Genomic DNA, 26,344 nt, shown 5'->3' with positions numbered 1-26,344 from the left:
GTCCCGCATGAAGGTTACGGTCATTGGCGCAGGGCTCGCCGGATCGGAAGCGGCCTGGCAGATTGCCCGTCAAGGCGTGCCCGTCCGTTTATATGAAATGAGGCCCGTCCAGAAGACGCCGGCTCATCATACCGATCAGTTTGCGGAACTGGTGTGCACGAACTCCTTGCGGGCCGCCGCCATCACCAACGCCGTGGGTTTGCTGAAAGAAGAGATGCGGCGTTTCGACTCCATCATCATGAAAGCGGCGGACGAACACGCGGTCCCTGCCGGCGGGGCGCTGGCCGTCGACCGGGAGGCATTTTCCGACGCGGTGACGGCCGCGCTGGAATCGCACCCGCTGGTTGAAGTGGTTCGGGAGGAAGTCCCGGAGATCCCGGCAGACGGCATCGTCGTTGTGGCGACGGGGCCGTTGACGTCTGAACGGCTGTCCGCATCCATTCGCTCCTTCATTGGTTCGGCTTCGCTGTACTTTTTCGATGCGGCGGCGCCGATCGTGACCAAAGAGTCCGTCGACATGGACAAGGTCTATCTGGCGTCCCGTTACAATAAGGGTGAGGCGGCGTATCTGAACTGCCCGATGACTGAGGACGAGTTTGCGGCGTTTTATGAGGCGCTCGTCTCGGCGGAAACGGCGCCGCTCCACGACTTTGAGGAAGAGCGGTATTTCGAAGGATGCATGCCCATTGAAGTCATGGCCAAACGGGGCGCAAAGACCCTGCTCTTCGGGCCGATGAAACCTGTGGGGCTGGAGGACCCGCGCACAGGGCGGCGGCCGTACGCGGTTGTGCAGTTGCGGCAGGATAATGCCGCAGCGACCCTGTTTAATATGGTTGGCTTTCAAACCCATCTGAAATGGGGAGAACAGGGGCGCGTGTTCAGGATGATTCCGGGCCTGGAGCATGCTGAATTTGTGAGATATGGCGTGATGCACAGGAATACATATATCAATAGTCCGACTGCATTACTGCCAACCTATCAAACCAGGGCCCGTGACACCCTGTTTTTTGCCGGTCAGATCACGGGGGTCGAGGGGTATGTCGAGTCCGCCGCGGCTGGCTTGGTGGCGGGTCTCAATGCCGGGCGTCTGGCGTTGGATCGGCCGTTGCTCACGTTCCCGCAAACGACTGCGATTGGCAGTCTCGCACACTATATTACCCACACGGACCCCGACCATTTTCAGCCGATGAACGCGACGTTTGGACTCATTCCGCCGCTTTCGCGCCGGATTCGCGACAAACGCGAACGAGCTCTGGCCGTGGCTGAACGTGCTTTGCAAGACCTCGAGGCGCTGGTGGAGAAGGTGACGGTATGAGTTCGCTGAAGCCGGAGGTCATGCTGTTTTTACGCGAGCGGGGCATGGGCCAAGGGGCGTCGGAGCGTACGGTCAAGGCGTACGGCAGCGACTTGTCGGCGCTTGCAGTGTTTTTGGAGCACCGGGGTATCTTCGATTGGACAAAGGTGCGTCCGGTGGACATCCGCGCCTTCTTTGCCCGTGAACTGGAACGAGGATTGTCGAGGGCGTCTGCTGCCCGCAAGTTGTCGTGCTTTCGGAGTTTTTACGATTTCCTGATCCGCGAAGGCATCACGGACACGAACACCCCGCGAGCCGTGTCACTTCCGAAGCAGCCCAAGCGCGTTCCAGCCTTTTATTATCAGGAAGAAATGAAGGCGCTCCTGGAATCGATTGACGGAGAGGACGTCTGGTCCTTGCGCGACCGCGCTTTGCTGGAGTTCATGTACGCATCCGGGGTGCGTGTGAGTGAGTGTGTTGCGCTGGATGTCGCCGATGTTTCGCTGGCTGACGGCACGGCGTTGGTCTTTGGCAAAGGCGGCAAGGAGCGATATGTGCTGGCGGGGTCCAGCGCCGTCCAGGCGCTCTCGCGCTACTTGGCGAAGCGCGAGGAATTGGGGCTGGTGAAGCCGGCGCTGTTCCTAAACCGCAGGGGCGGGCGATTGACGGACCGAAGCGTGCGCAGAATTCTCGACAAGCACATTGCCCGCGTCGCAGGGCTGTCGCATATCAGTCCGCACGCAATTCGACACAGTTTCGCGACACATTTGTTGGATGGCGGCGCAGATTTACGGGCCGTCCAGGAATTGCTGGGTCATGCCAGTCTTTCGTCGACGCAAATTTACACGCACACGACGCGCGACCGGCTGGCGCGGATCTATGACCAGGCACACCCAAGAGCGAAGGGATAGACGCGCGCTTCGTCACCAGGCGGCCGCACAGGAGGCAGGCATCGTCTCGCCTCCCGCGACAGGAAGATGAATCAGGATGTGGGGTGAACTCGTTGAATATGGAACTGCACGGAACGACGATTTTCGCCATGCTGCGCGACAAGCAGGGCGCGATGGCGGGGGACGGCCAGGTGACGCTGGGCAACAGCATGGTCATGAAGCATGGCGCCAGGAAAGTGCGCCGGCTGTATGGAAACGAGGTTGTGGCTGGCTTCGCCGGGTCTGTCGCCGACGCATTTACGCTGTTCGAAAAATTTGAAGCCAAGCTGGAAGAGTACCACGGCAATTTGCAGCGCGCCGCAGTGGAGTTAGCCAAAGAGTGGCGGACCGACAAGGTGTTGCATAAACTGGAAGCCATGCTGCTGTGCATGAATCGGGATCACCTGTTCATCTTGTCGGGCGGCGGTGAAGTGATTGAGCCGGATGACGGCATCTGCGCAATTGGCTCTGGCGGCGCGTACGCGCTGGCGGCCGGGCGTGCCCTGGCGCGCAACACATCCATGGAGCCGGCTGAAATTGCCGAGCAGGCGCTGCGCATCGCTTCAGAAATTTGCGTGTACACGAACGACCACATCATCGTCGAGTCGCTGTCGTCGAACGGATGAATGGATGGACGGAGCCGTAGCAAGTTGGAGACAGGGGGTTGGGAAGTCGTGGCAAACACAGATTTGACGCCTGCGCAAATTGTGTCGGAGCTGGATAAATACATTGTGGGGCAGAGAGCGGCCAAACGGGCCGTGGCGGTGGCCCTGCGCAACCGCATGCGGCGGGCCAAGCTTCCGCCGGAACTGCAGGAAGAAATTACGCCGAAGAACATTCTGATGATCGGGCCGACAGGTGTCGGCAAGACGGAAATCGCTCGGCGTTTGAGCCGGCTGGTGGGGGCGCCGTTCATCAAGGTGGAGGCGACGAAATTCACCGAGGTCGGCTATGTTGGACGAGACGTGGAGTCCATGGTGCGCGATCTGGTGGAGACAGCGATTCGGATGGTGAAGGCAGAGCACGCCGAGCGCGTCCGCGACCAGGCGGAGGACCTCGCGAATGAGCGCATCGCGGCCGCGCTAGTGCCGGATCCGAATGCGCGCAAGAACAACCGTAATCCCTTTGAAATGCTGCTGGGCGGCATGAACGGCGGAACCACAGACACGGGGGCTTCGGAGAGTGTGCGCGCGGAGCGCAGGCGTATGCGGAAACAATTGGAGATGGGAGAACTCGAGGACTATCTGGTGGAAGTGGACGTCGAAGAGCAGGCGAGCCCGGCCGCGTTCAATTTCATGCCCGGCATGGGGGCGGAAGGGGTTGGCAACCTCCAGGAAATGCTGGGCAATCTGCTGCCAAAGCGGACCCGCAAGCGGAAAATGACGGTGCGCGAAGCCCGCAAGGTCCTCGCGCAGGAGGAGGCCCAGAAGCTCATCGACATGGAGAGCGTGGTTGCAGAGGCCATCCACCGGGCGGAAAACCACGGCATCATTTTCATCGATGAGATGGATAAAATCGCCGGGCGCGAACAGCGGGGACCGGACGTTTCGCGAGAAGGCGTGCAGCGCGACATTTTGCCGATTGTGGAAGGTTCGACGGTGGTCACCAAGCACGGTCCCGTCAAAACCGACCACATGCTGTTCATCGGTGCCGGGGCGTTCCACATCTCCAAGCCGTCCGACTTGATTCCGGAACTGCAGGGGCGGTTTCCCATCCGGGTGGAGTTGACGAGTTTGACGGCGGACGACTTCGAACGCATTCTCCGGGAACCGGAGCATGCGCTGGTGAAGCAGTATACAGCCCTGTTGGAAACGGAAGGCATCAAAGTGGCGTTTACCGATGAAGCCATTCGACGCATCGCTGAAATGGCGGCTCAGGTGAACTCGGAAACCGAAGATATTGGAGCGCGCAGGCTCCATACCCTGATTGAAAAGGTGCTCGAGGAACTGTCGTTTGAGGCGCCGGATGTGCATCTGTCTGAAGTGGTCATCACGCCGCAATATGTCGATGACAAGCTGCAGTCGATTGTGGTGAATCGGGACATGAGTCAGTTTATTTTATAAGCAGCCTGGACTCGTGCGGGCCGTACAGGTTGTGCGGACCGTGCAGGACAAGAGATGCAGTGCACCTGACTGGGGTGCACCTGCTGTGCAAAAGAGAGCGAACTCGACCGAGGTTGGCGTGGCGCGCAGAAAGCGTCAAGCGCATAAACCCGGCATGTTCGTTCTTTTTTTGTCGAATCTGCCTGGATGTTTGTCGTCTTGTGCAGGATTTTGCGGAATGCCAGCGAATTAAACCCTACGGAATCGTTTTGGTTGTGCAGATTTCACTGGGGCGTTCCCGCGAGTGATTGGATATTTGGAGGCGAACGTATGAGTACCGACGGTGCCGCGTTTCAATTGCTGCAGAATGCGTTGTCTGCTGCGCAGTTGTCACAGCAGGTCTATGCAAACAACATTGCCAACGTTTCTACACCTGGGTACAAGGAAGAGACAGTGAACTTTGAGGCAGCTTTGCAAAATGCGATGAGTCAACCGACGGCTTCTGGCGTTTCGACGGACGGCTCGTCTGTAAACTGGGATGCCATGCTGCAGGTGCAGCCTACCGTGTCACAGGATAGCAGTACGGTCATTTCCAACAACGGCAACAATGTCGACATCAATGCGCAAATGGCGGGCATGGCTGAAAACCAGATTCGGTACAACGCGTTGGTGCAGGATGTGCAGCTCCGGTTGCAGCGTTATCAGACCGCGATCAACGGAGGTTGATAGGGATGGCTTTTGGCTTGGATAGCTTGAGTATCAGCGCGAGCGGCCTGACCGCTCAACAATTTCGGATGGATGTCATCTCCAATAACATTGCAAACGCAGATACGACGCAGACGCCGGAGGGCGGCCCGTATCGAAGGGAAATGGTCGTTCTGACGCCGGCGTATGCCCCGGCCAGCAGCTTTGCGGACGCCCTGCAGCAAGCAAGCGGGGCCGTCGGTGGGACAACTGCCGGCGTGTCCGATGAAGCCGTAGGGGCAGGGGTTCAAGTGGCGGGTGTGGTGCAGGACCCGAGTCCGTTCCAACTCGTGTATGACCCAACCAACCCGGATGCTGTGAACGGGTACGTGGAAATGCCAAACGTGGATATTTCCACGGAGATGGTGGACATGATGAGTGCCCAGCAGGCCTATCAGGCGAATGTGACCGCATTTGACGCCGGCAAGCAAATGGATATGGATGCGTTGACGATTGGTCAATAGGAGGGATACATATGACGCCAGGGGTTGTTGGCGCCGCGAGCCAGGGGCTGCAGTCTTTGCAAAGTCAATCGGTGGGCCAGTCTGCCAGCCAGACCGGCACGCAAGGTGCTGGAAGTTCCCCGGCGGGGGGCTTTGCTTCGGCGCTTGGGAGTGCCATTGACCAAGTGGATGCACTGTCGAACCAGGCCGACCAAATGGCTGCGTCGTATGCGGCGGGCGGACCTGTGACGGTGGATCAACTCATGGTTGCTGAACAGCAGGCGTCGCTCGCTGTGGACTTGGTGGTTCAGGTGCGCGACCGGGCTGTGAGTGCCTATCAGACCATCATGAACATGCAAATTTAGGGTCGAAGGGCAGCGGAGATTCCAAACGAAACGGATTGTCATCGACAGGACAGACATCGACAGACAACAGAAAGAGACGGTAGAAAGATAGACAAGTTTGACCGGTAGACAGACAGAACAAACATTTTGATGGATGCGGAAGACCAACGACGACGAACCGGCGCATCAGAGTGGGTAAGGGTGATGTAAGTCCGGTGAGGGTGACAGACAGAATGAATGCATTTAAAGACCAAGTTGACCGAATCCGGCGATGGGCGGCCCAGCTCCTGTCGCGTTACTCCCCTGTGCAGCGACGAAATCTCGCAATTGCGCTTGTTGCCGCGATTGCTTGTCTCGTCGTACTTCTGGTTGTTTTGACACGTCCACATTATGTCACCATCATGACCGGTTTGGACGATAAGTCCCTTGGCGAAGTCCAGACACAATTGGAGACCCTGAAAATCCCCAATAAAATTGATGGAACGTCTGTTATGGTGCCTGCGGCCGATGCGGATACCGCGCGCATCCAGCTGGCGGAAGCGGGACTGCCGCAGTCCGGTTATATCGGGTACAGCTCCATCAAGACATCGTTCGGCATGACGCAGGATGAGTTCAATATTCAGGTGCTCGACGCGCTGCAGCAGAGTCTGAACGAGACCATAGAAAGCATCAACGGCGTGGAGAGTGCGCAGGTCCACATCGTCATGCCGCAGCAGCAGTTGTTTGTCTCGCAGCCGACAGACACCGCCAAGGCGAGTGTGTTTGTGCAGCTGGGTCAAGGTGTGCAGTTGTCACCGGTGCAAGTCGCAGGTATTCAGCAGCTGGTCGCGCACTCCGTTTCGGGGTTGAGCACCGATGACGTCAGTGTCGTCGACCAGAACGGCGTGACCCTGTCCGACCAAACGGACAGCAACAGCGGCACCGTGACCGCCGGGACGTCGTCTGAACTGGCACTCCGAGAAAACCTCGAGTCGCAGTTGACGCAGCAGCTGACGAATGGTCTCGACCAGATTGTCGGTCAGGGCAACGCGGTGGTTGAGGTCAGCGCGAACGTCACGTTCAATCAAGTGGAAACCAAATCCCACACGCTGCAGCCTGCATCGGGACAGTCTGTTGGTTATCCCACCAGCCAGCAAACGTCCCGGACGACCACGACGGGCGGAACCACCGCAGGCGGCGTGGCCGGTCAGTCTTCTTCGAATCCGAGCACGCCCACGTATGCGGGTCAATCTGGCAGCGGGGGCGGGAACAGCACCTCGGTGACGCAGTCTGACCAGTACGCGTACAACACCGTGGACACCACCAATGTCGCAGACCCCATGCAGATTAACGGCATTCAGGTTGGCGTGATGTTAAACGCCGCGGACAAGTCGCTGACGCCGGCGACCATCAGCCAAATCAAGTCCTTTGTCGCAAACGCGGTTGGGGTGCAAAGCGGCCCGAATGCGAGCAACAATATCACTGTTTCAACCGTTCCATTCTCCACGTCGTATGGCGTTTCCGCCACGTCTGGTCCCAACAAACTGCCTCTATACGGCGGCATTGCGGCGGCCGTACTCGCTGCAGCGGCCGGCGTGTGGTTGCTGTTGCGCAGGAGGAGACGCGCGGGCGCGAGTGCCAACGAGGCCTTGGTTGTGGATGAGATTGAACCGCTGCAGCCCGAGACGCCGGCGGATCGAACGATGCAGACGCAGGTTGCCAAACTGGCTGCGCAGAAACCTGACGAGTTTGCGAATCTGCTGCGCACTTGGTTGATGAGCGAATCCTGACAAGTCCTGTGGTGTCCGTACCGGTCGCAGAATGGGCCTAGGGTCCTTCGCAACTACCTGACAAGGAGGATGAGCTGATGCAAAGAGCAAAGACAACCATGACTGGCAAACAAAAGGCTGCAGTTCTGCTCATCAGTCTTGGACCGGATGTCGCGGCAAAGGTCTATCAGCAGCTCAGCCAGGAAGAAGTGGATGAGCTGACACTCGAAATCGCCAACTTGCGAAAGGTGGAACTGGACCAGCGGGAGCAGGTGATTCGGGAGTTTGCGGAGTTGGCTATGGCCAAGGATTACATCTCGACGGGCGGCATTGAGTACGCGCGGGAGGTGCTGGAAAAGGCGCTCGGGGCAGGCCAGGCAGAGCAGGTGTTGTCCCGGTTGACGACGGCGCTGCAAGTTCGCCCGTTCCACTTCGCCCGTAAGGCGGACCCACATCAATTGCTCAGCTTCCTTCAGGATGAACACCCACAGACGATGGCGCTCGTCTTGTCGTATCTGGAGCCCGCGCAGTCTGCGCTGGTGATTTCGTCGCTGCCGCATGAGACGCAGGCGGACGTGGCGCGCCGGATCGCGCTCATGAACGGGACTTCGCCGGACATCATTTCCGAAGTCGAGACGGTGCTGGAGGCGAAGTTGTCGACCACGCTGTCGCTCGACAGCACACAGACGGGCGGGGTCGACTCGGTGGTGAAGATTTTGAACGGTGTGGACCGTGCCACCGAGAAGTCCATCATGGAGTCGCTCGAGCGCTCTGACCCAGAGCTTGCTGAACAAATCAAACAACGCATGTTCACCTTTGACGACATTGTCCTTCTCGACGGCCGGTCGATTCAGCGCGTGATTCGCGACGTCGAATCGAGCGACCTGCAGCTGGCGCTGAAAGTGGCGGCCGACGACGTGAAGGAAATCATTTTCAAGAACATGTCCGCACGGATGGCCGAAACCATCAAAGAAGAGATGGAGTTCATGGGGCCGGTTCGCCTGCGCGATGTGGAAGATGCGCAGCAGCGGATTGTGAGCGTGATCCGCCGATTGGAAGAAGCCGGCGAAATCATTATCGCGCGCGGTGGAGGTGACGAGATTGTCATCTAGCGTCGTCAAACGGGCGGGGCTTACGTTGGGTCCCGCGAGTGCCAGCATTCCGGTTCAGGTCGTGACACCGCCCATCCGGTCGCTGCCCGAAGCTGAACCTCAGCCGGAACTGTCCGTAAGCGCCGAGGAGCGACTGGCGCAGGTGCAGGCGGATTGCGCAGCGATGATTGCCGAAGCGGATGCCAAAGCGCGTCAGATTGTGGAGACGGCGCGAGCGCAGGCTGTTCAGATTGAAGACCAGGCGCGGACCCTGGGCTATCAGGACGGCTTCGAGGCGGGGCAAAGACAAGCAGAGGCGGAGATGGCACAGGTCGTAGCGGAGACGATTGAACACGCGCGTGCCGTTGCGGCTAGTGCAGCGACCGAGCGCACGAGGTTGTTGGAGCACTTGGCAGAGCCGTTGACGACAGTGGTCATGGAAGCCGTTCGCCGCGTTTTATACCGGGAGTTGTCTGTCCAAAGTGTCGATATTGAGCGAATGGTCGACGAGTTGCTGCAGTTCGTGATTGAGAGCTCCAAGGTGGAGGTTCGCGTGCACCCGGACGATTTCGAGGCGGCGAGAAGCGGCCATGCGCGGTGGCAACACGCGAAGCTGGGAGATTGGGAAGTGTCGGTCGTGCCCGACCCTGCGATTCAACCGGGCGGGTGCGAAATTCGCAGCGAGTTTGGCCGGGTGGATGCGACGGTGGAGACCAAGCTGGATATTTTGCAAAATACCCTGCGAACCGTGATGGAACGGAGCGTGACAGAGTTTGTCGCTGCTGAACGCTGCTGAGGTTGTCCGCCAACTGCACAATACGCACTGGTACCGTCTGTACGGACGCGTGGTGAAGGTGATTGGCATGACCATGGAGTCGGTCGGCCCGCACGCGAACCTCGGGGACCTGTGCGCCGTGTTCACTGACCAGGAGGAACCTTGTCTGGCAGAGGTGGTGGGGTTTCGCGACTCGCGCCTCATCCTGATGCCGCTCGGTGACGTGTCTGCGGTTTCCCCGGGGGCCAACGTGCTGGCGCTGCGCACACGCTTGAACGTACCGGTGGGGGACGGGTTGCTCGGCCGCGTCCTGAACGGCCTCGGTCAGCCGATGGACGGCCTGGGCCCGTTGCTCGATCGCGACACCGCCCCGATTGACGCGGCACCGCCGAACCCGCTCGAGCGGCTGCCCATTGACCAGCCTCTGCAAACGGGCGTGCGGGCGATCGACAGCCTGCTGACGGTGGGGGCCGGTCAGCGTATTGGGCTGTTCGCCGGGAGCGGCGTCGGCAAGAGCACGCTGCTGTCCATGATTGCGCGCAACACGTCGGCGGATGTGAACGTCATCGCGCTGGTCGGCGAGCGCGGCCGGGAAGTGCGCGAGTTCATCGAGCGTGATTTGGGAGCATCGGGGCTTGCCCGGAGCGTCGTGGTGGTGGCAACCTCCGACCAGCCGGCGCTGATTCGGTTAAAGGCGGCGTTTGTCGCGACGGCGATTGCCGAGCATTTTCGCGACCGGGGTCAGTCCGTCAACCTGATGATGGATTCTGTCACCCGGTTTGCCATGGCCCAGCGTGAAATTGGTTTAGCGGTTGGCGAACCGCCGACGAGCCGCGGATACACGCCGTCCGTGTTTCATTTGCTGCCCAAATTGATGGAACGAACCGGTGCCGGCCGGACGGGCACCATCACGGCGTTTTACACGGTGCTGGTCGACGGGGACGACATGAATGACCCGATTGCGGATACGGTGCGCGGCATTCTCGATGGTCACATCGTGCTGACGCGCAGTATGGCGAACGCTGGACGATTTCCTGCGATTGATGTCCTGGCCAGTCTCAGCCGGCTGTTTTCGCACCTCGCGAAGCCGGGTCATGCTGCTGCGGCCGTCCAGCTGCGCAGCTGGTTGACGAAATACCGTGAGGTCGAGGACCTGATTCGCATCGGGGCGTACCAGCCAGGAAGCGACCCCGAGGCGGACATCGCGATCTCGATGCTGCCCCGCATTCGCGCATTTCTCGAACAACGCACGGACGAGCGGAGCAGTTTTGCGGAGACGATGGAGCAATTGTTCGCATTGACGGGGGTACAGGCATGAGCAGCATGGGCAAGTTCGCCGAGCGCTTGCAGCAGATTAACGAGACCTTGGAGAAAAGGGCTGTGGCAGCCCTGGAACAGGCGAAGCAGCGCCAGCGGGAGGAGGAAATGCGGCTGCGTCAACTGACGGCGGACACCCATGTTGCGGCGCTGCAGTTGACCGAACAAGGTACCGGGGCGGATTGGACAAGCATGCACCAGTACCTGGAGGCGCTCCGCGGCAAACAGGCCTCGCACCGTCAGCAGGTGGCCGTACTGACCGACGCGGTGGAGCAGCATCGGCTGGAAGTCTTGTCGGTGCATCAGCAGGCGCTCAAATGGGCGCGCGCCGTTGAACAGGATCGGACAAGGGCCGCGCAGGAGCGGGCTGCGCTGGAGGCCAAGCAGGTGGACGACCTGGTGTCCACGCGCTGGCAAAGGAGGGAGGAGTCCTGATGGCAACCGCCGGGATGCAGCAGGAAGCGGCTGAATCGTCCATACGCGCCAAGGTGACCAAGTTTTTGTTGATTGTCCTGGTTCCTCTCCTCGCTGCCATTGTGATGGTGGGGGTGGCGCTGCAGTTTGTGGGGGTGCCGGTGTGGCAGACCACCAAGCAGGTTTTGGGTGAGCAGCACCTGTTTGGGAAGCCGGACGCAGCGGCGTCGCAAAATGGGACCCAGTTGAGTCAGACGGTGTCCGAGCTGAAGCAGCAGAACCAGTCGCTCAAGCAGCAAAATGCTTCCTTGAAAACCCAGTTGTCTTCTGCGCAGCAGTCGGTCACCCAGCTGCAATCTGCACTCAGTGCGGACGACGCGAAACTGACGGCAGCGGCTGATGACATGAGTGCTGCGCGGCAAGAGGCGCAGGTGCTGGCGCAGATGGACCCGCAAGCCGCCGCCGGCGTGCTCTCGAAACTTGGCACGTCGCAGGCCGCGATGGTGGTGTCCGCGTTGTCGCCGGACGTTTCTGGGGCGATTCTTGCGGACCTGAGCCCAGCCTTGGCCAGTCAGCTGCTGGCACAGGCGGCACAAATCTCGGCGGCGCAGGCGGCAGCGTCGAACACGACGACGGGTGCCAGCGGCGCGACAGGCAATACCGTGGGCTGAAGGCAGGCTTACGGGTGATGCAGGTCATGCTCGCAAAGAAGCGCCGTGAAAGGAGGTGATTCAAATATGACAAGTGCAACCATCAGTGTCGCGCGCGCCGGGTCTGGTGTCAGCGGGCAGGCTGCGGCCAGTGGTGCCCAGCCGGCAGGGCAATCAGGCAGCGCCTCACAACCTGCTGCGTCCGTGCTGCTGCCAGGCGGTGGTGCCGACCCATCCAGTTTCAACGCGCTCTTGCAAGGCGCCATGGGCATCGCACCATGGACCCCGTCCACCCAGCCGGCGAGTTCCCTGCCAGGCGCAAGCGTCAAGACGAGCAGCGTCGCCGCTGGGACGGGAGGGTATCTGGCCAGTACGCAGCGTCCCATTGGCTGGACAGGGCTGCCTGGCACGCGTGCAGGCGGGCTGACGAAGAACGCGCAAACCGCGGTCCAGACAGAGGCCAAGACCGTTGCGGATGACAGCGGCTCCAGTTCGGGCACCGGCACCGGTGGATGGACGACGGGGGTGAAGCCTGCTGTTGTCACCGCATCCGCTTCGGGCGGGTCCGCATCGAACGTTCCGACCAACAGTACAGCCATTGCGATGCAGTCTGCATTGACCACTCAGCTGCCGTTAACGGTTGAGGACACGGCGGCAACCGCTGGTGCAAGCACCGGGGCGGGCGGCGCTCCGGCTTCGCAGTCGGCGCAGGTGAATCCGGGGGCTTTGGCGGGTTCAGCGAGCGCGCCTGCAACTGCGGCTCCGGTTGTGCATGTTCTGTCCGGAACAGCGTCTCCATCGGCAACGTCGGCTGCGGCATCAGCCCCATCCGGTACGACCGCTGGGCCGAAGGGTGCGGCGAACGCGGTGAACGTCGCGAGCGGTTCGGCTGAGAACCAATCCGCAGGGGGAATCTATCTTTCCGCCAGCGGACTGCAAGGAACGGTGCAGTCTGCCCAAGCGGTTGGCACGGACGCACCGAAGACGGCCTCATTGAACGCACAGTCGCCGGATGCGGCGAACGTCCTCAAACAATACGCGGTGCAGCAGGCCATGGCCGGCAACGGTACGCTGCAGGTCCAAGTTCAACCGCAGCACCTTGGACCCATCGTGATTGCCGCGACCAGTCAGCCTTCGGGCGTCCAGGTCCAAATCACGGCGGCGAACCCGGAAACGCTCCAGTGGCTGGGCCAACAGCAGTCCGACATGGCGGATGCCATTCGGTCGGCAGGCGTGTCGTTGGCCAACTTGCAGGTCGCGAGCGGCGGCACAGCCTTCCAGTCGGGAGGGGGTTCGATGGGCAATCCATCGCGCCAGGGCGGCAGTGACACCGGACAGAAGGCCGTGCGTGTCAGCCGAAGCGGCGGCACCGGCATCAGCGCATCGCAATTGAGTGCGAGCGGCGGTGCGGGCGGCACATCCGCGTTGATGGCCTATCGTGTCAACGTCCAGATTTGATGCAGCAGGACAGGGGGGAGAAGGATGAGTTCCGTTGATCCAACCCAATTGAGTTCAACTGCGTTTTTGCAATTGATGGTCGCGCAAATGCAGTATCAGGATCCGCTTCAGCCACAGGACAACAGCCAGTTCCTGGCCCAGTTGGCACAGATGTCGGAGCTTGAGACGTTAACTGAGCTCACGCAGACGATGTCGTCTTTGCAGCAGCTTACGCAGCTGAGTGATGAACGGCAGCTGTTGGGAACGACCGTGAGTGTGACCGCCTCGGATGGTTCCACGGTGACTGGGACGGTGTCATCGATTCGCATGGACCAGAACGGCGACCCGCAGCTCATCGTGAACGGGCAAGGCTACCCATTGTCGGCGCTCACGGAAATGGAGTGAGACAGATGGATTCAGAACTGCTCGGCCGTATTTCACAATCGGCGTCCCGTCCGATCCGAACAGCTTCTGCGCCATCCGGTTCGGCCGCATCCGATGTTTCGTTCGCCAGCGTGTTGCAGCAGACCGTCTCGCAACAGTCGACACCTTCGCTCCACTTCAGCGCCCATGCACAGTTGCGCATGTCGACGCGCGGGCTGACGCTGACGAGTGCGGACAAGACACGCATCGGACAAGCGGTCGGGGCTGCAGCGACCAAAGGAGCGAAAGACGCCTACATTTGCTACGGCGATATGGGCTTTGTGGTCAATGTACCGAATCGAACGGTGATCACGGCGATGACACACACCGACCAGACGGTGGTGACCAATGTGGACAGCGTCGTCGTCGTACCACGGCCGGACCAGACCGGGGGCCGCGCGGCAGGGACTGACTGAACTGCCGCACCGGTGCGCGCGATGCGCCCATCGATGTCATGGATGTCATGAACATCATCGCGGTACAGGGCAGGAAATGAATGTGCTCAGCTGTGATCACGCGAAGGATGAAAACAAGGATAAAAAGGAGTGTATCGAAATGCTTCGATCTATGTACTCTGCGATTTCAGGCATGCAGGCGTTCCAGACCATGCTCGACGTGATTGGAAACAACATTGCCAATGTCGATACCCCAGGGTTTAAGTCCAGTTCGGTTGACTTTGCGGATGTGATGAGTCAGATTACCTCCGGCGGCAGCAGCCCGACGACCACCACGGGTGGGACCAACCCGCAGCAGGTCGGGCTTGGTGTCGGGATTGGCGCGACGCAGATGAACTTCACCCAGGGCTCGCAGGAGACCACGGGCAATCCGACCGATTTGTTCATCAACGGTCAGGGTCTGTTTGTGGTGAAGAACGGGACCGACACCTATTACACGCGAGCCGGGGATTTTACGCTGGACAGCAACGATAACCTCGTGCTGCCGGACGGTTCGATTGCGCAAGGTTATTATATGACCAACGCTGCGCCCAGCGGCGGCGGCACACCGACTTCCACGCTCGATACCACTACGCAGCCAAAGGCCATGAACCTGAATGACATGTTGGCCGCGTATGTGACATCGCTGAATGGAACGTCTGACGGAAACGGCGGCACCTATACAGTGAATGCGGACGGGACGGTGACGGACACGCCCGCGGCGGGGAGTTCCGCGACACCGGTGACGCTGTCTTTTGCTTTGCCAGCCTCTCCGGACATTCAAATCGGTCCGGACGGTAGTCTGACGGCGACCGTCGAGGTGACCTCGACGTCCGGCACAGGTGCATCCGCCACGTCGACCACCAGCACGCAGCAAATCAATCTGGGGAGCCTGGCGCTCGCGACGTTCAGCAACCCCTCAGGGCTCGAGAACGTGGGCAGCAACCTGTTCACCGTATCCAACAATTCAGGTGCCGCATCCTATGGTGTTCCAGGTGTGAACAACGCGGGGTCCATCCAGGCGGGTTATCTGGAGATGTCGAATGTCGACTTGACGCAGGAGATGACCAACATGATTGTGGCACAGAACGCCTTTGCGGCGAACTCGCACATGATTGGCACGGACAACACGATTCTCAACGACATCGTCAACATGAAGAACAGCTAATTGAGCTGACGCGTCATTCGCCTGACGCACGCTGCGGCTGACGCGTTCGCGCGGAACCGGCAGCTTGCGACGCAGTCTTGACGAATCCATTCACACGCGCCATGTCGGGCGCAGGAGGGCGGCAGGGTGATTCAGCTGACCAGACTCAACAACACCGACCTTTGGCTTAATCCAGTGCTCATCGAGTCGTTGGAGCGCACGCCGGATACCATTGTGACGCTGACCAATGGGCACAAATATGTCGTACTGGAAACGCCGGACATCATCACTGAACGCATTGCTGCTTTCCTGCGCTCCATTGGCATTGTGGGTGTGGCTGCAGGCACATCCGAACGAAAGGGGGAGGGCGCATGAACAAGACGCTGAAGCTCAGCCTTTCCCTGATTGGCGCGATCGCGGTGGTGTTGGCATTGGGCGTAGGTGCAGACCGCTACCTCAAGAGCAAACACCATTCGAGCAAGCCAGCGGCGCTATCGCCTGCACAGCTGCAGAGTTTACAGGTCAGTCTGCCGCAGATGACAACCAACCTCAAGGGCAGCGGACTCATCCAGTTTACCTTGACGCTGCAGGCGGACAACAGTTCCACCAAATCTGAGTTGACGGACCTGATGCCGCAAATCGAGGACTATGTGAACGAGACGATGCGGGCGTACACGCCGGACTCGCTGGAGCAGCAAAGCGGGGTTACGGCGTTGAAAAAGCAGCTGCGATCAGGCATTAACCACATGCTGCCGACCGGGTCCGTGACCAATGTGTTGTTTACCTCGATTGTTGTGCAATGAAAGGGGTGAGGACGGTTGTCAGAGATTTTATCCCAAGAGGAAGTTGACGCCCTGCTGGCAGCCATCCAGCGCGGGGAACTCAAGGCGGATGAGCTTCGCAGCGCCCGTCCCACGCGCAGGGTTCGCACCTATGATTTCCGGCGCGCAATGCGCTTTTCGAAAGACCATATCCGAATTATCTCGCGCATTCACGAACACTTCGCGCGTCTGATGACGACGCATTTGTCTGGCCAGCTGCGCAGCATCGTGCAGTTCCAGGTGGAATCCGTCGACCAGGTGCCGTACGAAGAGTTCATCCGCTCCATTCCGACCTTGACGGTCATGCAGTTGATGGAGTTTGAACCCTTGGAAGGCAAGGTGGTCGTCGAGATCAACCCGCAGATTGTGTTTGCGATGATTGACCGCATGATGGGCGGCGTCATTCACTTGCCGTATCACGAGCGCGAGTTGACGGAAATTGAGCTGGCGCTGGTGCACCGCATCCTGGACGCCATGTGCCCGTTCTTCGCAGAAGCGTGGCGCAGTGTGGTGCCGCTTTCGCCGCGGCTGTTGTCGATTGAGAGCAACCCGCAGTTTTTGCAGCTTGCAACACCGAATGACACCGTTTTGGTGATCGCGCTGAGCGTCCGCATTGGTCCCGCGACTGGGCTTCTGAACATTTGCGTGCCGCACGCGACCCTGGAACCGGTGATGTCCCGCCTGAGCACGCAGTACTTCATGGACGGGGGCCGGTCGGGCAGTGCGAATGACCGGGATGTGGAGCAGCTGCAAAAGCACTTGTACGGCGTGCCTGTGGATGTGTCTGTGCAAGTGGGACAAGCGGCGTTGACCGTCGAGGAGTGCCTGGAACTGCAGGCTGGCGACGTCGTGGTGTTGTCGAACTCGATTCAGGAGCCCGTGCAGGTGTTCGTGGACGGCATCCCGGCGTTTCGGGCAAGCATCGGCACGAGCCGCGGCAGGTACGCGGTGCAGGTTGCACAAGAGTGGAAGGGGGTGAACGGCGATGTCGGACGAGAAGAGACTTTCTCAGGAGGAGATTGAAGCGTTGCTGCATGCAGCCGATGGCGACCGTTCCCTGGAAGGACAGGGACAAGCAGCCGAAACCGGGCTGCAGGATGCGGAGCGGCAGACGCTTGGCGAGATTGGCACCATCAGTTTTGGCGCCGCTGCGGGAACGTTGGCGGCCTTGCTCAAGCAGCCCGTCGAAATCACAGAACCGACGGTTCGTTTGAGTTCGTCGGAAGAAGCCTACCAGGTGGACGGCGGTGCAAAGGTGTGGACGTCCGTCCAATTCAAGGATGGCCTGCACGGGTCGTACGCGCTGGCCATGAAGCTGCAGGACGCGAAGGCCGTCGCAGACCTCATGCTTGGCGGCACCGGCGTGGACGTGACAAGCGACTTAAACGAATTGCACCTGAGCGCCTTGTCGGAGGCGATGAACCAGGTGGTCGGCACGGCGGCAACCGCCATGTCGTCGATCTTCCATCGTCCCATCCGCATTCATCCACCGCGTGTGACGGAGACCAGCGACGCGGCGGGTGCAGCGCCGGGGGCGCCCTTTGAGGGTCAGCTGGTGTGCGTTTCCTTCCGTTTCAAAGTCGGCTCGTTGATTGACTCGACCCTGTCTCAGTGGATCCCGCTCGCGTTTGCCCGAGAACTGGCGCAGTTGGCGCGGACAGCAGGTTCCAGCGACGATTCGACCGCTGCGCAGCGACCGCGGCAGACCGCCGGCGTGGAAACGTCCGCCGGGATCCGCGGGGAGGGTGTCCCTTCGTCCGAGCGGGTCGTGCAGCGCCCGGAGTTTGTCGAGTTTCCATCGCAAAAACGGGTGAACCCGACACCTGCGAATCTGTCGCTGTTGTACGATGTACCGCTGCAAGTCACGGTGGAGCTGGGCCGGACCAAGCGGTCCATCAAGGAGATTCTGGAGTTGACCACCGGCTCGATTCTGGAACTCGACAAGCTGGCCGGAGAACCGGTGGACATCTACGTCAACCAGAAGCGGGTGGCGCTCGGTGAAGTCGTCGTGATCGATGAAAACTTTGGTGTGCGTGTCACGGATATCATCAGTCCCGCCGAACGCATGCGGAATCTGCAGTAGCTGGAGAGCGAACCGAAGAGGTGGAGAAGGTGGCACATCGTGTACTGATCGTCGACGATGCAGCGTTCATGCGAATGATGATCAAAGATATCCTGGTCAGGCACGGGTACGAAGTCGTTGGCGAAGCAGCCGATGGTGTCCAGGCAGTGGAAAAATACCAGGAGCTCCGGCCGGACGTGGTGACGATGGATATCACCATGCCGGAAATGGACGGGATTCAGGCGCTGCGGGAAATCCGGAATTTTGACCCGGACGCGCGCGTTATCATCTGTTCCGCCATGGGACAGCAAACGCTGGTGGTGGATGCGGTCCAGGCAGGGGCAATCGATTTTGTGGTTAAGCCGTTTCACGCCGACCGCGTGATTGAGGCGCTGCAACGGGCGCTCAAGTAGCGGCCAGACAGGGGGGTGTGGGATGTACCGGTTCAGTTATGGGCTGCTGGGACTTGTGGGGATGCTCGCGGTGACGCCGACGGTGTACGCTGCCACACCTTCCAACGCAACATCTGTGGCGCCGCTTGGCAATCCAGTGCCAGCCATCATCCAGCTGGTACTGGCGTTGATTCTGGTGATTGGCGGCATTCTCTTCATGATTCGTTGGCTTGCGCGCAGAGCGGGGGTGCAGACGCGCGGCGCGATTGACGTCGTCGCGGCGCGGCAGCTGGCCCCGAATCGTTCCGTGCAGGTGATTGATGTGAACGGAAAGCGATACCTCGTCGGCGTCGGCGACCAAATTTCGCTGCTCGCCGATGTCACAGAATTGTTTCCGGAGGATGACGGTGAGGCGATGGCCGGTCCCGTCGGGTCCTCCGCGTTTGCGCAGGTGCTGGCCGACAAGGTTGCAGCGGTTCGCAAGCGATACCAGCACAAGGACGGAGCCGATTCATGAACGTGGACCGCAGGACGCGAACGTCTCATATTGTGCGCAGCTGGACTTTGCGCGCCGTGCGCCCCGCGTGCCGAGGGCGCGCCGCGGTGCTGGCGGTACTGGCGGGCCTTCTGACATCGCTCGTCGTTTGTGTGTGTCTGACCCCGCACGCGGCCGCGGCCACCACCAGTACGAGCGGCCAGGGTCTGCTGCCGGGACTGAGCCTCAGCGTCGGGGACAGCAATTCGCCGTCCTCCGTCGCGGGGACGATGCAAATCATCCTGATGTTGACCGTGCTGTCGATTGCGCCGGCAATTTTGATTTTGATGACCTGTTTCACACGGATTGTCGTGGTCTTGTCGTTTGTGCGCAGCGCCCTGTCGCTGCAGTCGTCTCCGCCGAACCAGGTGCTGATTGGCCTCGCCTTGTTCATCACCCTGTTCATCATGCAGCCGACCTTGCAAACCGCCAATACGCAGGCGGTGCAGCCGTACTTGAAGGGGCAAATCTCGCAAACCGTGGCGCTGCAGCGTGCCGAGGCACCGTTTAAGGTGTTTATGGCCAAGGAGACGCGCAAGCAGGACTTGGAATTGTTCCTCCAGTATCGACATGTGTCTGCTGTGCCGTCGGATCCGACGAAGATTGCTTTGTCCGCGCTCGTGCCGGCGTACACCATCAGCGAGTTGAAAACGGCCTTTCAAATCGGCTTTATGATTTATTTGCCGTTTCTCGTCATCGACCTGGTCGTCGCCACCACGCTGATGTCCATGGGCATGATGATGCTGCCGCCGGTCATGATTTCCCTGCCGTTCAAGGTGCTCTTGTTCGTCATGGCGGACGGGTGGTACCTGGTCGTCAAATCGCTCTTGGCCGGGTACACATAGGCGGGGGCCCCGGCGCGGACCGCTCCGTGCGAACCGCAGGAAACCGACGGGCACAAGACTTTGTCTGCACACTTGCGAGGAGGCGATACAGTGGACGCCAATTTCATCATAGGTCTTGGGGCGCAAGTGATGTGGCTGGTGATTCGATTAACCGGACCTATATTGTTGTTTGGCCTGGTGGTCGGCGTGTTGGTGAGCATCTTTCAGGCGACCACACAAATTCAAGAACAAACCCTGGCGTTCGTGCCAAAAATCGCGGCGGTCATTGTCGCGCTGCTGATATTTGGGCCTTGGATGTTATCCATTCTGTTGAGTTTCAGCCAGCAAATTTTGGGCAATCTGAACAGCTTTATTCAGTGATCATCCATGACCTTGTTGAATTTCGCCATCAATCACTACGCAACCTATCTGCTTGTCCTGCTGCGCATGGCGGCGTTCATTGGCGCCTCGCCCGTGCTGTCTCTGCAATCCTGGCCGGTCTATGGAAAGATTGGCCTGGCCGGGTTTGTGGCGTTGGTCGTGGCGCCGGGATTGACAGCGGCGGTGCCATCCCCGTTTGACGATCCCGGCGGCTATGTGGTGGATGCCCTGAAAGAGACCGTCGTCGGGATGCTGATGGGCTTTGTCGCGACCTTGATGTTTGCGGCCGTGGATGTCGCAGGACAACTGTTCGATATACAGATTGGGTATAGTTCTGCCACGGTGTTTGACCCGCAGTCGGGGGTCAGCACCGGACTGAGCAGTTCGCTCTTGTCCCTGCTGTTTACGTTGTACTTCCTCGGTGTGGGTGGACTCGACGGCATGGTGCTGGCGATGATGCACAGCTATGAGTTTGTCGGGCTGGGGCAGTTCGTGTTTCCAGCCAACACCTGGAAGTTTTTGCTAAGTGCCATGGGGATGATGATGAGTATCGGTCTGCAGTTTGCGGCGCCTCTGCTCGCTGCGCTCTTGTTAACGGATGTGACCTTTGCGTTTTTGTCCAGAGCGGTGCCGCAAATGAACGTGTTTGTCGTGGAATTTCCAGCGAAGTTGTTTGTGGGACTGGCCCTGTTCGCCATCGCGATGCCGGGGACCGTCTACCTGTTCAGTCAACTGTTCGGAGCTTTGTTCAATGAGCTGAACACTTTGCTTCAGTGGCTAAGGGGGTGAGGGTGTGCTGCCGTTTGAGTTGCAGCGGTTCGCGGGCGAAAAGACGGAACGCGCCACGCCAAGGCGCCGACAGGAACTGCGCAAAGAAGGCCGCGTGCCGCGCAGCGCGGAACTCACGGGCGCCGTCGCCTTTCTGACGGTTTTGGTGCTGCTGCGCATGGAGGGCCCAACGATTTGGGGGGAATGGCTGAATGTCATCGAGCAGGGGCTCAGCAATGCGGCCGGTGCCAGTCCGCTGACGCAGGCGGATGTCCGGGCTCTGCTGTTCACCCAAGTGTGGACGGTCGTGCGGCTGCTGCTGCCGCTGGTCGGCGGGGCGCTCATGGTCGGGCTGCTGGCGGCCTTTGCGCAGACCGGGCCGATTTTCACACCCAACGTGCTTGTGCCTGACCTGCAGCGCGTGCAGCCGCTTGCGGGTATGGCCCGCTTGTGGAGTGCGCGCACCCTTGCGGAAGCCGTCAAGTCGCTCCTGAAGCTGGCCATCGTGAGCGCCGTCGCGTATGCCAGTGTGCATCAACTCGAAAGTGAAAGCGTGTCTTTGTCCACCGTTCCTTTGGAAGGAATGCCCGCGCTGGTCGGCAGCCTGGTATTTCGCCTTGGCATCCAGATTGCCGTGCTGATGCTGCTTTTGGCAGGCGTGGATTTCGTCTATCAGCGGTATGAATTTGAGCGCAGCATTCGCATGTCGAGGGAAGAAATTAAAGAAGAAGCCAAATCCCAGGAAGGGGATCCGCAAATTCGGTCGAAAATTCGACAGAGAGGTCGAGCGCTGGCGATGCGCCGCATGATGCAGCAGGTGCCGACGGCCGATGTGGTGGTTACCAACCCGACGCACTTTGCGGTTGCGTTGAAGTACGTCGCGAAGGAAATGGCTGCGCCGATTGTCCTGGCCAAGGGGCAGGATGAACTGGCGCTGCGCATTCGGCAAGCGGCAGAGGAAGCGAACGTGCCCACGGTGGAGAACCGTCCGCTGGCCCGCGCACTGTATGAAACGGTCGATCTCGGCGGTGCCGTCCCGCCGTCACTCTTTCAAGCGGTCGCCGAGGTGCTGGCCTATGTGTATCGATTGAAGGGGATTCGCACCGAGAGGGGGTGAGCCTGTGAAACGTTCAGACCTGGTGATTATGATTGGTGTCATCGGGATCGTCGTGATGATGGTGATTCCGATGAGCCGTGGACTGTTGGATGTGCTGCTCATTATCAACCTGTTTGTTTCCATGACGGTGCTCCTGGTGTCCATGAATACCAAGGAGCCGTTGGATTTTTCGGTATTCCCGTCGCTTTTGCTCATCACGACCTTGTATCGGCTGGCTTTGAACGTCTCGTCGACCAGGCTCATTTTAACGCAGCACGATGCAGGTGCCGTGATTCAAACGTTTGGCGAGTTTGTCACCAGCGGCAACATTGTCGTTGGGTTCATCGTGTTTCTGATTTTGGTCATCATCCAATTCATCGTCATTACCCGCGGCGCCGAACGCGTTGCGGAGGTGGCAGCACGCTTTACGCTGGACGCGATGCCTGGGAAGCAAATCGCGATTGACGCAGACTTGAACTCCGGGCTGATTACGGAGCAGGAGGCTCGCCAGCGCCGCCAGACCATTGAGCGCGAAGCGGACTTTTACGGGGCCATGGATGGTGCGTCCAAGTTTGTCAAAGGGGACGCCATTGCATCGATGCTGATTGTGGCCATCAATGTCATCGGCGGCTTCATCATTGGCATGGTCGTCAACCACATGCCCTGGAACACGGCGGCAAGCACGTACACCGTGTTGTCTGTCGGCGACGGACTGGTCAGTCAAATTCCGGCGCTGCTGCTGTCGACCGCCACGGGCCTGATGGTGACCCGCGCGGCTTCCGAGGCGAACCTGGGCAGCGACGTGATTCAGCAGGTGTTCTCGTTTCCGAGAACCTTGTACATCGTCGCTGCCGCCATCTTCCTGCTCGGGTTCACGCCCATTGGGTTTGTGCTCACGGTGCCGGTCAGCGCCGGTGCGCTCTTGCTCGGGCTCAGTGTCTCCCGTGCAGCGCGCCGAGCGCAGGCTCAGGAAGCGGAACAAGCCGTCCGCAGCGAACAGGCGCAGACGAAAAAGCCGGAGAGCGTGCTCTCCCTGCTGTCTGTCGAGCCGATTGAGTTCGAATTTGGGTATGCGCTGGTGCCCCTGGTCGATGCAAAGCAGGGCGGCGACCTGCTCGACCGTGTCGTGATGATTCGCCGCCAGATGGCACTCGAACTGGGCCTGGTGATTCCGGTGATTCGACTGCGCGACAATGTGCAGTTGAAGCCTTCGGAGTACGTCATCAAAATCCGCGGCACTGAGGTGGCGGGCGGCGAACTGATGCTCGGGCACTGGCTGGCGATGAGTCCGGGCGTCGACGACCCGTCGATTGTCGGCGTGCCAACCAAGGACCCGGCGTTTGGGCTGCCCGCCCTGTGGGTCGGGCCGGAGATGCGGAGCAAGGCGGAAATGGTCGGGTACACCGTGGTCGACCCGGGGTCGGTCGTCGCCACACACCTCACCGAGGTGCTCAAGCGGCACGCCCATGAACTGCTGGGCCGCCAGGAGACGAAGGCGCTCCTCGACAACCTCAAGACGACCGCGCCTGCCGTGGTGGAGGACGTGATCCCGAATGTATTAACCCTTGGACAGGTCCAGCGCGTGCTCGAGAATCTCCTGCAGGAAAAGGTTTCGATTCGGGACCTGGTCACGATTCTCGAAACCCTCGCGGATGTGGGCCGGCAGACCAAGGACCCGGACGTCTTGACCGAACAGGTGCGTCAGGCGCTGGCCAGGCAGATTTGTCATCAATTCCGGGTGCCAGGGCAGCCGCTCAGCGTGATCACCTTCGCGCCTCCGGTGGAAGAGCGGCTCTCTGAGGCGCTGGTGCAGCAGGAAGGTGCGTCGTTCATTGGACTGGAGCCCGCGTTGTCGCAGCAAATTTTCAAGCGCGTGCGTGAAGAATCGGCGAAGTTGACGGCGCTTGGCAAGACGCCGATTCTGCTCACGCATCCGCAGCTTCGGCTGCCCGTCCGCCGGTGGATGGCGCGCTACGTGCCGGATGTGGCAGTTCTGTCTTACAACGAACTCGACCCTGCGGTCGAAGTTGAAAGTGGCGGAGTGGTGAATCTCTGATGATGGTACGGCGATACGTAGTCAAGCAGATGCCGGAAGCGGTCGCGCTGATTCGCCGCGACCTCGGGCGCGACGCCGTCATTCTGAGCACGCGGGACGTGTTTGTCAAACGCTGGCTCGGATTGTGGCGGATGCGCCGGCTCGAAGTCCTGGCGGCGGCGGGTGAGGAAGTGACGGCAGGCCGGCCGCGAACACTGACCAGCGCTGAGGCTGCGCGCGCGGCGGAGCGGCTGCCTGCACCACTGGCCCAAGCTCCTGCTGCCGGCCAGCTTGCACCTGCGGCGCCGGGTTCGGCGGTGCAGATGGAATCAGCGGCCATGGCCGGATCCCGTGTGGACGTGCTGGACCTCCGCAGCGAGCTCGCCTCCCTCCGCGAGATGGTGTCCCAGACCCTCGTGCCGCAAGGAGCATCCACCGCGCTGCTGCAGCGGATGATCGCGGCCGGGATCGACGAAGGGCGGGCGATTCAGCTGCTCGCGGCGGCGCATGCGGACCTCGCGGATCGTCCGGAGGCCGGGGATGCAGCCGCGCAAGCCGCGCTGCTCGCGCGGCGCGTGCGTGACGGCATGATGACCCGGCTGTACCTGCACTGCGACCCGGAGCCAATTCGCAGTTCGTCACGACTGGCGGCCTTCCTCGGTCCAACGGGCGTTGGGAAGACGACCACGGTTGCGAAGCTGGCAGCTCAGTACGTGTTAAATGGGGAGCGCAAAATTGGCCTCATCACGACGGACACCTTTCGGGTGGCCGCCATTGACCAGCTCCGCACCTACGCCAACATCCTGCAGGTGCCGCTGGAGACCGTGTACGAGCCAGCGGATCTGCCGGAAGCCGTTCAACGCCTGGCGGATTGTGACCTGATATTGATGGATACAGCGGGCCGGAACTTCCAAATGGACGTGTATGTGGAGGAAATGACGAAGTGGCTGTCCGCAGCGCAGGTGGACGAAACGTTTCTCGTGCTGTCGATGACGACCAAATCTTCGGACTTGGAACAAATTGTTCGTTCGTTTGCTTCACTTCACGTGGATAAGTTGTTGTTCACCAAAATGGACGAGACCACTTCCTATGGCTCGGTGCTCAACTTGCTGTTGAAACACCCGAAGCCATTGTCGTATATCACCACCGGGCAGAACGTGCCGGACGACATTGAAGTGGCGTCGATAGAGAGACTTGTAAATTCCGTTGTGGGGGCGGATCACAATGCCTGATCAGGCAGAGGAGCTTCGCAGGCGACTCCAGGAAGTTCACGGGCAAGGGGCAGGTGTGATGCAGACGCCGGCATCTGGCCAAATCTCCGGTCGGGTGATCACGGTCGCAAGCGGCAAGGGGGGTGTGGGCAAGTCCAATTTGTGCATCAACTTTGCGCTGGGCTTACAAAACATTGGCTATCACCCCATTGTGCTGGACGCGGATATTGGCTTCGCGAACGTGGAAGTGCTCCTCGGCGCGCGGCCGAAACGAACCATTTTGGATATCCTCGACGGGGCAGATGTTTGGGATACGGTGCAGGAGAGCGCGTCCGGTCTGCCGTTCCTCTCGGCCGGCAGCGGCCTCCTGGACATTCACAGCCTGACGCCGCGGCAGATGGCGCGGCTGCTGGAGGGGGTCAGCCGGCTGCATGAACGCTACGACGTGATTTTGGTGGACGGGGGCGCCGGCATCGGCGAGAACATGGAGCGGCTGATTCGGGCCGCCGACCAGTTGCTGCTCGTGACAACGCCCGAACCGACGGCGATTGCGGACGGGTACAGTCTATTGAAGCTGCTCGCAGCGCGCGGCGACTGCCCGCCGGTGCAGCTGGTGGTCAACCGGGTACAGACGGTGCTCGACGGGAGAGTCGCTTCAGAGAAACTGCGGTTGGTCGCGGGGCGGTTTTTGAACATGGACGTCGGGGTGCTCGGCTACGTGCTGGACGACGATTCGGTCGGCCGCGCCGTGATGCGCCAGACCCCGCTGCTGCTGGATGCACCGAACAGTACCGCGGCGCGCTGCTTCGTCCAACTGGTTCACAATTTTGTGCGGGCGGAAGTGAAACCCCCGAAGGTGGGCATTGCAGGATTTTTTGAGCGGCTGTTCAAGCGTTCGCGCGGGAGAGCGGGCGACCCGGCCGATCCGGCCGTGTTTCCGGCTCACCCTGTCGGATGACGGCGAGGCAGGCGGGGAGGCGCGCCCCG

At 60.3% G+C, this 26,344-nt stretch carries 30 protein-coding genes; all 30 read left to right on the top strand.

From position 1 onward, the window contains the following. Nucleotides 1-7 precede the first annotated feature (7 nt). The 30 genes from trmFO to JI721_RS00320 all read left to right on the top strand — a co-directional run bounded on the left by trmFO (nucleotide 8) and on the right by JI721_RS00320 (nucleotide 26,315). Complete coding sequence (gene trmFO / locus JI721_RS00465) at nucleotides 8-1,315, top strand: methylenetetrahydrofolate--tRNA-(uracil(54)-C(5))-methyltransferase (FADH(2)-oxidizing) TrmFO (protein WP_274456136.1); 1,308 nt, start codon at nucleotides 8-10, stop codon at nucleotides 1,313-1,315. Next, nucleotides 1,312-2,205 carry a tyrosine recombinase XerC gene (locus JI721_RS00460; RefSeq protein ID WP_274456135.1) on the top strand — a complete coding sequence of 298 codons (894 nt, stop codon included), beginning with the start codon at nucleotides 1,312-1,314 and terminating at the stop codon, nucleotides 2,203-2,205. The genes trmFO and JI721_RS00460 overlap by 4 nt, the downstream gene beginning before the upstream one ends. 98 nt (nucleotides 2,206-2,303) lie before the next feature. Beyond that, nucleotides 2,304-2,849, top strand: a complete 546-nt coding sequence (gene hslV / locus JI721_RS00455) for an ATP-dependent protease subunit HslV (protein WP_274457936.1) — start codon at nucleotides 2,304-2,306, stop codon at nucleotides 2,847-2,849. Between the two features lie 48 nt (nucleotides 2,850-2,897). Then, nucleotides 2,898-4,286 carry an ATP-dependent protease ATPase subunit HslU gene (hslU, locus tag JI721_RS00450; RefSeq protein ID WP_274456134.1) on the top strand — a complete coding sequence of 463 codons (1,389 nt, stop codon included), beginning with the start codon at nucleotides 2,898-2,900 and terminating at the stop codon, nucleotides 4,284-4,286. A 309-nt stretch (nucleotides 4,287-4,595) separates the two neighbouring features. Continuing rightward, nucleotides 4,596-4,991: a flagellar basal body rod protein FlgB gene (gene flgB, locus JI721_RS00445; RefSeq protein WP_274456133.1), complete on the top strand. Its 396-nt coding sequence runs from the start codon at nucleotides 4,596-4,598 to the stop codon at nucleotides 4,989-4,991. A gap of 5 nt (nucleotides 4,992-4,996) precedes the next feature. Beyond that, complete coding sequence (gene flgC / locus JI721_RS00440; protein WP_274456132.1) at nucleotides 4,997-5,473, top strand: flagellar basal body rod protein FlgC; 477 nt, start codon at nucleotides 4,997-4,999, stop codon at nucleotides 5,471-5,473. A gap of 11 nt (nucleotides 5,474-5,484) precedes the next feature. After that, entirely contained in the window at nucleotides 5,485-5,817 is a 333-nt protein-coding gene (fliE, locus tag JI721_RS00435; protein ID WP_274456131.1) for a flagellar hook-basal body complex protein FliE, read from the top strand. A 212-nt stretch (nucleotides 5,818-6,029) separates the two neighbouring features. Further along, nucleotides 6,030-7,565 carry a flagellar basal-body MS-ring/collar protein FliF gene (fliF, locus tag JI721_RS00430; RefSeq protein WP_274456130.1) on the top strand — a complete coding sequence of 512 codons (1,536 nt, stop codon included), beginning with the start codon at nucleotides 6,030-6,032 and terminating at the stop codon, nucleotides 7,563-7,565. A gap of 77 nt (nucleotides 7,566-7,642) precedes the next feature. Continuing rightward, nucleotides 7,643-8,656 carry a flagellar motor switch protein FliG gene (gene fliG, locus JI721_RS00425; RefSeq protein ID WP_274456129.1) on the top strand — a complete coding sequence of 338 codons (1,014 nt, stop codon included), beginning with the start codon at nucleotides 7,643-7,645 and terminating at the stop codon, nucleotides 8,654-8,656. Beyond that, nucleotides 8,646-9,431 (top strand): FliH/SctL family protein, encoded by a 786-nt coding sequence (locus JI721_RS00420; RefSeq protein ID WP_274456128.1) that lies wholly within the window; start codon nucleotides 8,646-8,648, stop codon nucleotides 9,429-9,431. Before fliG ends, JI721_RS00420 begins: the two co-directional genes overlap by 11 nt. Then, on the top strand, nucleotides 9,418-10,728 hold the full coding sequence (locus tag JI721_RS00415; protein WP_274457934.1) for a FliI/YscN family ATPase: 1,311 nt from the start codon (nucleotides 9,418-9,420) through the stop codon (nucleotides 10,726-10,728). Before JI721_RS00420 ends, JI721_RS00415 begins: the two co-directional genes overlap by 14 nt. Then, complete coding sequence (locus JI721_RS00410) at nucleotides 10,725-11,162, top strand: flagellar FliJ family protein (protein WP_274456127.1); 438 nt, start codon at nucleotides 10,725-10,727, stop codon at nucleotides 11,160-11,162. Before JI721_RS00415 ends, JI721_RS00410 begins: the two co-directional genes overlap by 4 nt. Beyond that, nucleotides 11,162-11,812, top strand: a complete 651-nt coding sequence (locus JI721_RS00405; protein ID WP_274456126.1) for a MotE family protein — start codon at nucleotides 11,162-11,164, stop codon at nucleotides 11,810-11,812. The genes JI721_RS00410 and JI721_RS00405 overlap by 1 nt, the downstream gene beginning before the upstream one ends. Before the next feature lie 66 nt (nucleotides 11,813-11,878). Beyond that, a complete protein-coding gene (locus tag JI721_RS00400; RefSeq protein WP_274456125.1) occupies nucleotides 11,879-13,249 on the top strand; it encodes a flagellar hook-length control protein FliK in 1,371 nt (456 codons plus the stop codon). A gap of 24 nt (nucleotides 13,250-13,273) precedes the next feature. Continuing rightward, a complete protein-coding gene (locus JI721_RS00395) occupies nucleotides 13,274-13,633 on the top strand; it encodes a flagellar hook capping FlgD N-terminal domain-containing protein (protein WP_274456124.1) in 360 nt (119 codons plus the stop codon). A gap of 5 nt (nucleotides 13,634-13,638) precedes the next feature. Continuing rightward, a complete protein-coding gene (locus JI721_RS00390) occupies nucleotides 13,639-14,067 on the top strand; it encodes a hypothetical protein (RefSeq protein ID WP_274456123.1) in 429 nt (142 codons plus the stop codon). Nucleotides 14,068-14,206: 139 nt separating this feature from the next. Further along, a complete protein-coding gene (locus tag JI721_RS00385) occupies nucleotides 14,207-15,253 on the top strand; it encodes a flagellar hook-basal body complex protein (RefSeq protein WP_274456122.1) in 1,047 nt (348 codons plus the stop codon). A gap of 126 nt (nucleotides 15,254-15,379) precedes the next feature. Continuing rightward, a complete protein-coding gene (locus tag JI721_RS00380) occupies nucleotides 15,380-15,607 on the top strand; it encodes a flagellar FlbD family protein (RefSeq protein ID WP_274456121.1) in 228 nt (75 codons plus the stop codon). Beyond that, nucleotides 15,604-16,035: a flagellar basal body-associated FliL family protein gene (locus tag JI721_RS00375; RefSeq protein ID WP_274456120.1), complete on the top strand. Its 432-nt coding sequence runs from the start codon at nucleotides 15,604-15,606 to the stop codon at nucleotides 16,033-16,035. The genes JI721_RS00380 and JI721_RS00375 overlap by 4 nt, the downstream gene beginning before the upstream one ends. 15 nt (nucleotides 16,036-16,050) lie before the next feature. Further along, complete coding sequence (fliM, locus tag JI721_RS00370) at nucleotides 16,051-17,076, top strand: flagellar motor switch protein FliM (protein WP_274456119.1); 1,026 nt, start codon at nucleotides 16,051-16,053, stop codon at nucleotides 17,074-17,076. Further along, nucleotides 17,039-18,136 (top strand): flagellar motor switch phosphatase FliY, encoded by a 1,098-nt coding sequence (gene fliY / locus JI721_RS00365; protein WP_274456118.1) that lies wholly within the window; start codon nucleotides 17,039-17,041, stop codon nucleotides 18,134-18,136. Before fliM ends, fliY begins: the two co-directional genes overlap by 38 nt. Before the next feature lie 29 nt (nucleotides 18,137-18,165). Further along, a complete protein-coding gene (locus tag JI721_RS00360) occupies nucleotides 18,166-18,528 on the top strand; it encodes a response regulator (protein ID WP_274456117.1) in 363 nt (120 codons plus the stop codon). Between the two features lie 22 nt (nucleotides 18,529-18,550). Next, entirely contained in the window at nucleotides 18,551-19,024 is a 474-nt protein-coding gene (locus JI721_RS00355) for a FliO/MopB family protein (RefSeq protein WP_274456115.1), read from the top strand. A gap of 98 nt (nucleotides 19,025-19,122) precedes the next feature. After that, the gene (gene fliP / locus JI721_RS00350; protein WP_407654128.1) at nucleotides 19,123-19,887 is read left to right on the top strand and encodes a flagellar type III secretion system pore protein FliP; all 765 of its coding nucleotides are present in this window, start codon (nucleotides 19,123-19,125) and stop codon (nucleotides 19,885-19,887) included. A gap of 90 nt (nucleotides 19,888-19,977) precedes the next feature. Next, a complete protein-coding gene (fliQ, locus tag JI721_RS00345; protein ID WP_274456114.1) occupies nucleotides 19,978-20,247 on the top strand; it encodes a flagellar biosynthesis protein FliQ in 270 nt (89 codons plus the stop codon). Between the two features lie 6 nt (nucleotides 20,248-20,253). Continuing rightward, nucleotides 20,254-21,036 carry a flagellar biosynthetic protein FliR gene (gene fliR / locus JI721_RS00340; RefSeq protein ID WP_274456113.1) on the top strand — a complete coding sequence of 261 codons (783 nt, stop codon included), beginning with the start codon at nucleotides 20,254-20,256 and terminating at the stop codon, nucleotides 21,034-21,036. 4 nt (nucleotides 21,037-21,040) lie between these two features. Next, complete coding sequence (gene flhB / locus JI721_RS00335) at nucleotides 21,041-22,132, top strand: flagellar biosynthesis protein FlhB (RefSeq protein WP_274456112.1); 1,092 nt, start codon at nucleotides 21,041-21,043, stop codon at nucleotides 22,130-22,132. Between the two features lie 4 nt (nucleotides 22,133-22,136). Continuing rightward, nucleotides 22,137-24,167, top strand: coding sequence for a flagellar biosynthesis protein FlhA (flhA, locus tag JI721_RS00330; protein WP_274456111.1), 2,031 nt, complete (start codon nucleotides 22,137-22,139; stop codon nucleotides 24,165-24,167). After that, nucleotides 24,167-25,378, top strand: a complete 1,212-nt coding sequence (flhF, locus tag JI721_RS00325; protein WP_274456110.1) for a flagellar biosynthesis GTPase FlhF — start codon at nucleotides 24,167-24,169, stop codon at nucleotides 25,376-25,378. Before flhA ends, flhF begins: the two co-directional genes overlap by 1 nt. Then, entirely contained in the window at nucleotides 25,371-26,315 is a 945-nt protein-coding gene (locus tag JI721_RS00320; protein WP_274456108.1) for a MinD/ParA family protein, read from the top strand. Before flhF ends, JI721_RS00320 begins: the two co-directional genes overlap by 8 nt. Nucleotides 26,316-26,344 lie beyond the last annotated feature (29 nt).

The organism is Alicyclobacillus cycloheptanicus (genome assembly GCF_028751525.1).
GTDB classification, from domain to species: Bacteria; Bacillota; Bacilli; order Alicyclobacillales; family Alicyclobacillaceae; genus Alicyclobacillus_L; species Alicyclobacillus_L cycloheptanicus.
The sequence above is the reverse complement of the archived record's forward strand: the minus strand, read 5'-3'. Positions and strand labels throughout refer to the sequence as shown.

Coding starts and splice junctions, on each gene's coding strand:
- trmFO (WP_274456136.1), top strand. CDS start 8: ATGAAGGTTACGGTCATTGGCGCAGGGCTCGCCGGATCGGAAGCGGCC.
- JI721_RS00460 (WP_274456135.1), top strand. CDS start 1,312: ATGAGTTCGCTGAAGCCGGAGGTCATGCTGTTTTTACGCGAGCGGGGC.
- hslV (WP_274457936.1), top strand. CDS start 2,304: ATGGAACTGCACGGAACGACGATTTTCGCCATGCTGCGCGACAAGCAG.
- flgB (WP_274456133.1), top strand. CDS start 4,596: ATGAGTACCGACGGTGCCGCGTTTCAATTGCTGCAGAATGCGTTGTCT.
- flgC (WP_274456132.1), top strand. CDS start 4,997: ATGGCTTTTGGCTTGGATAGCTTGAGTATCAGCGCGAGCGGCCTGACC.
- fliE (WP_274456131.1), top strand. CDS start 5,485: ATGACGCCAGGGGTTGTTGGCGCCGCGAGCCAGGGGCTGCAGTCTTTG.
- fliF (WP_274456130.1), top strand. CDS start 6,030: ATGAATGCATTTAAAGACCAAGTTGACCGAATCCGGCGATGGGCGGCC.
- fliG (WP_274456129.1), top strand. CDS start 7,643: ATGCAAAGAGCAAAGACAACCATGACTGGCAAACAAAAGGCTGCAGTT.
- JI721_RS00410 (WP_274456127.1), top strand. CDS start 10,725: ATGAGCAGCATGGGCAAGTTCGCCGAGCGCTTGCAGCAGATTAACGAG.
- JI721_RS00405 (WP_274456126.1), top strand. CDS start 11,162: ATGGCAACCGCCGGGATGCAGCAGGAAGCGGCTGAATCGTCCATACGC.
- JI721_RS00400 (WP_274456125.1), top strand. CDS start 11,879: ATGACAAGTGCAACCATCAGTGTCGCGCGCGCCGGGTCTGGTGTCAGC.
- JI721_RS00395 (WP_274456124.1), top strand. CDS start 13,274: ATGAGTTCCGTTGATCCAACCCAATTGAGTTCAACTGCGTTTTTGCAA.
- JI721_RS00390 (WP_274456123.1), top strand. CDS start 13,639: ATGGATTCAGAACTGCTCGGCCGTATTTCACAATCGGCGTCCCGTCCG.
- JI721_RS00385 (WP_274456122.1), top strand. CDS start 14,207: ATGCTTCGATCTATGTACTCTGCGATTTCAGGCATGCAGGCGTTCCAG.
- JI721_RS00375 (WP_274456120.1), top strand. CDS start 15,604: ATGAACAAGACGCTGAAGCTCAGCCTTTCCCTGATTGGCGCGATCGCG.
- fliY (WP_274456118.1), top strand. CDS start 17,039: ATGTCGGACGAGAAGAGACTTTCTCAGGAGGAGATTGAAGCGTTGCTG.
- JI721_RS00355 (WP_274456115.1), top strand. CDS start 18,551: ATGTACCGGTTCAGTTATGGGCTGCTGGGACTTGTGGGGATGCTCGCG.
- fliR (WP_274456113.1), top strand. CDS start 20,254: ATGACCTTGTTGAATTTCGCCATCAATCACTACGCAACCTATCTGCTT.
- flhF (WP_274456110.1), top strand. CDS start 24,167: ATGATGGTACGGCGATACGTAGTCAAGCAGATGCCGGAAGCGGTCGCG.
- JI721_RS00320 (WP_274456108.1), top strand. CDS start 25,371: ATGCCTGATCAGGCAGAGGAGCTTCGCAGGCGACTCCAGGAAGTTCAC.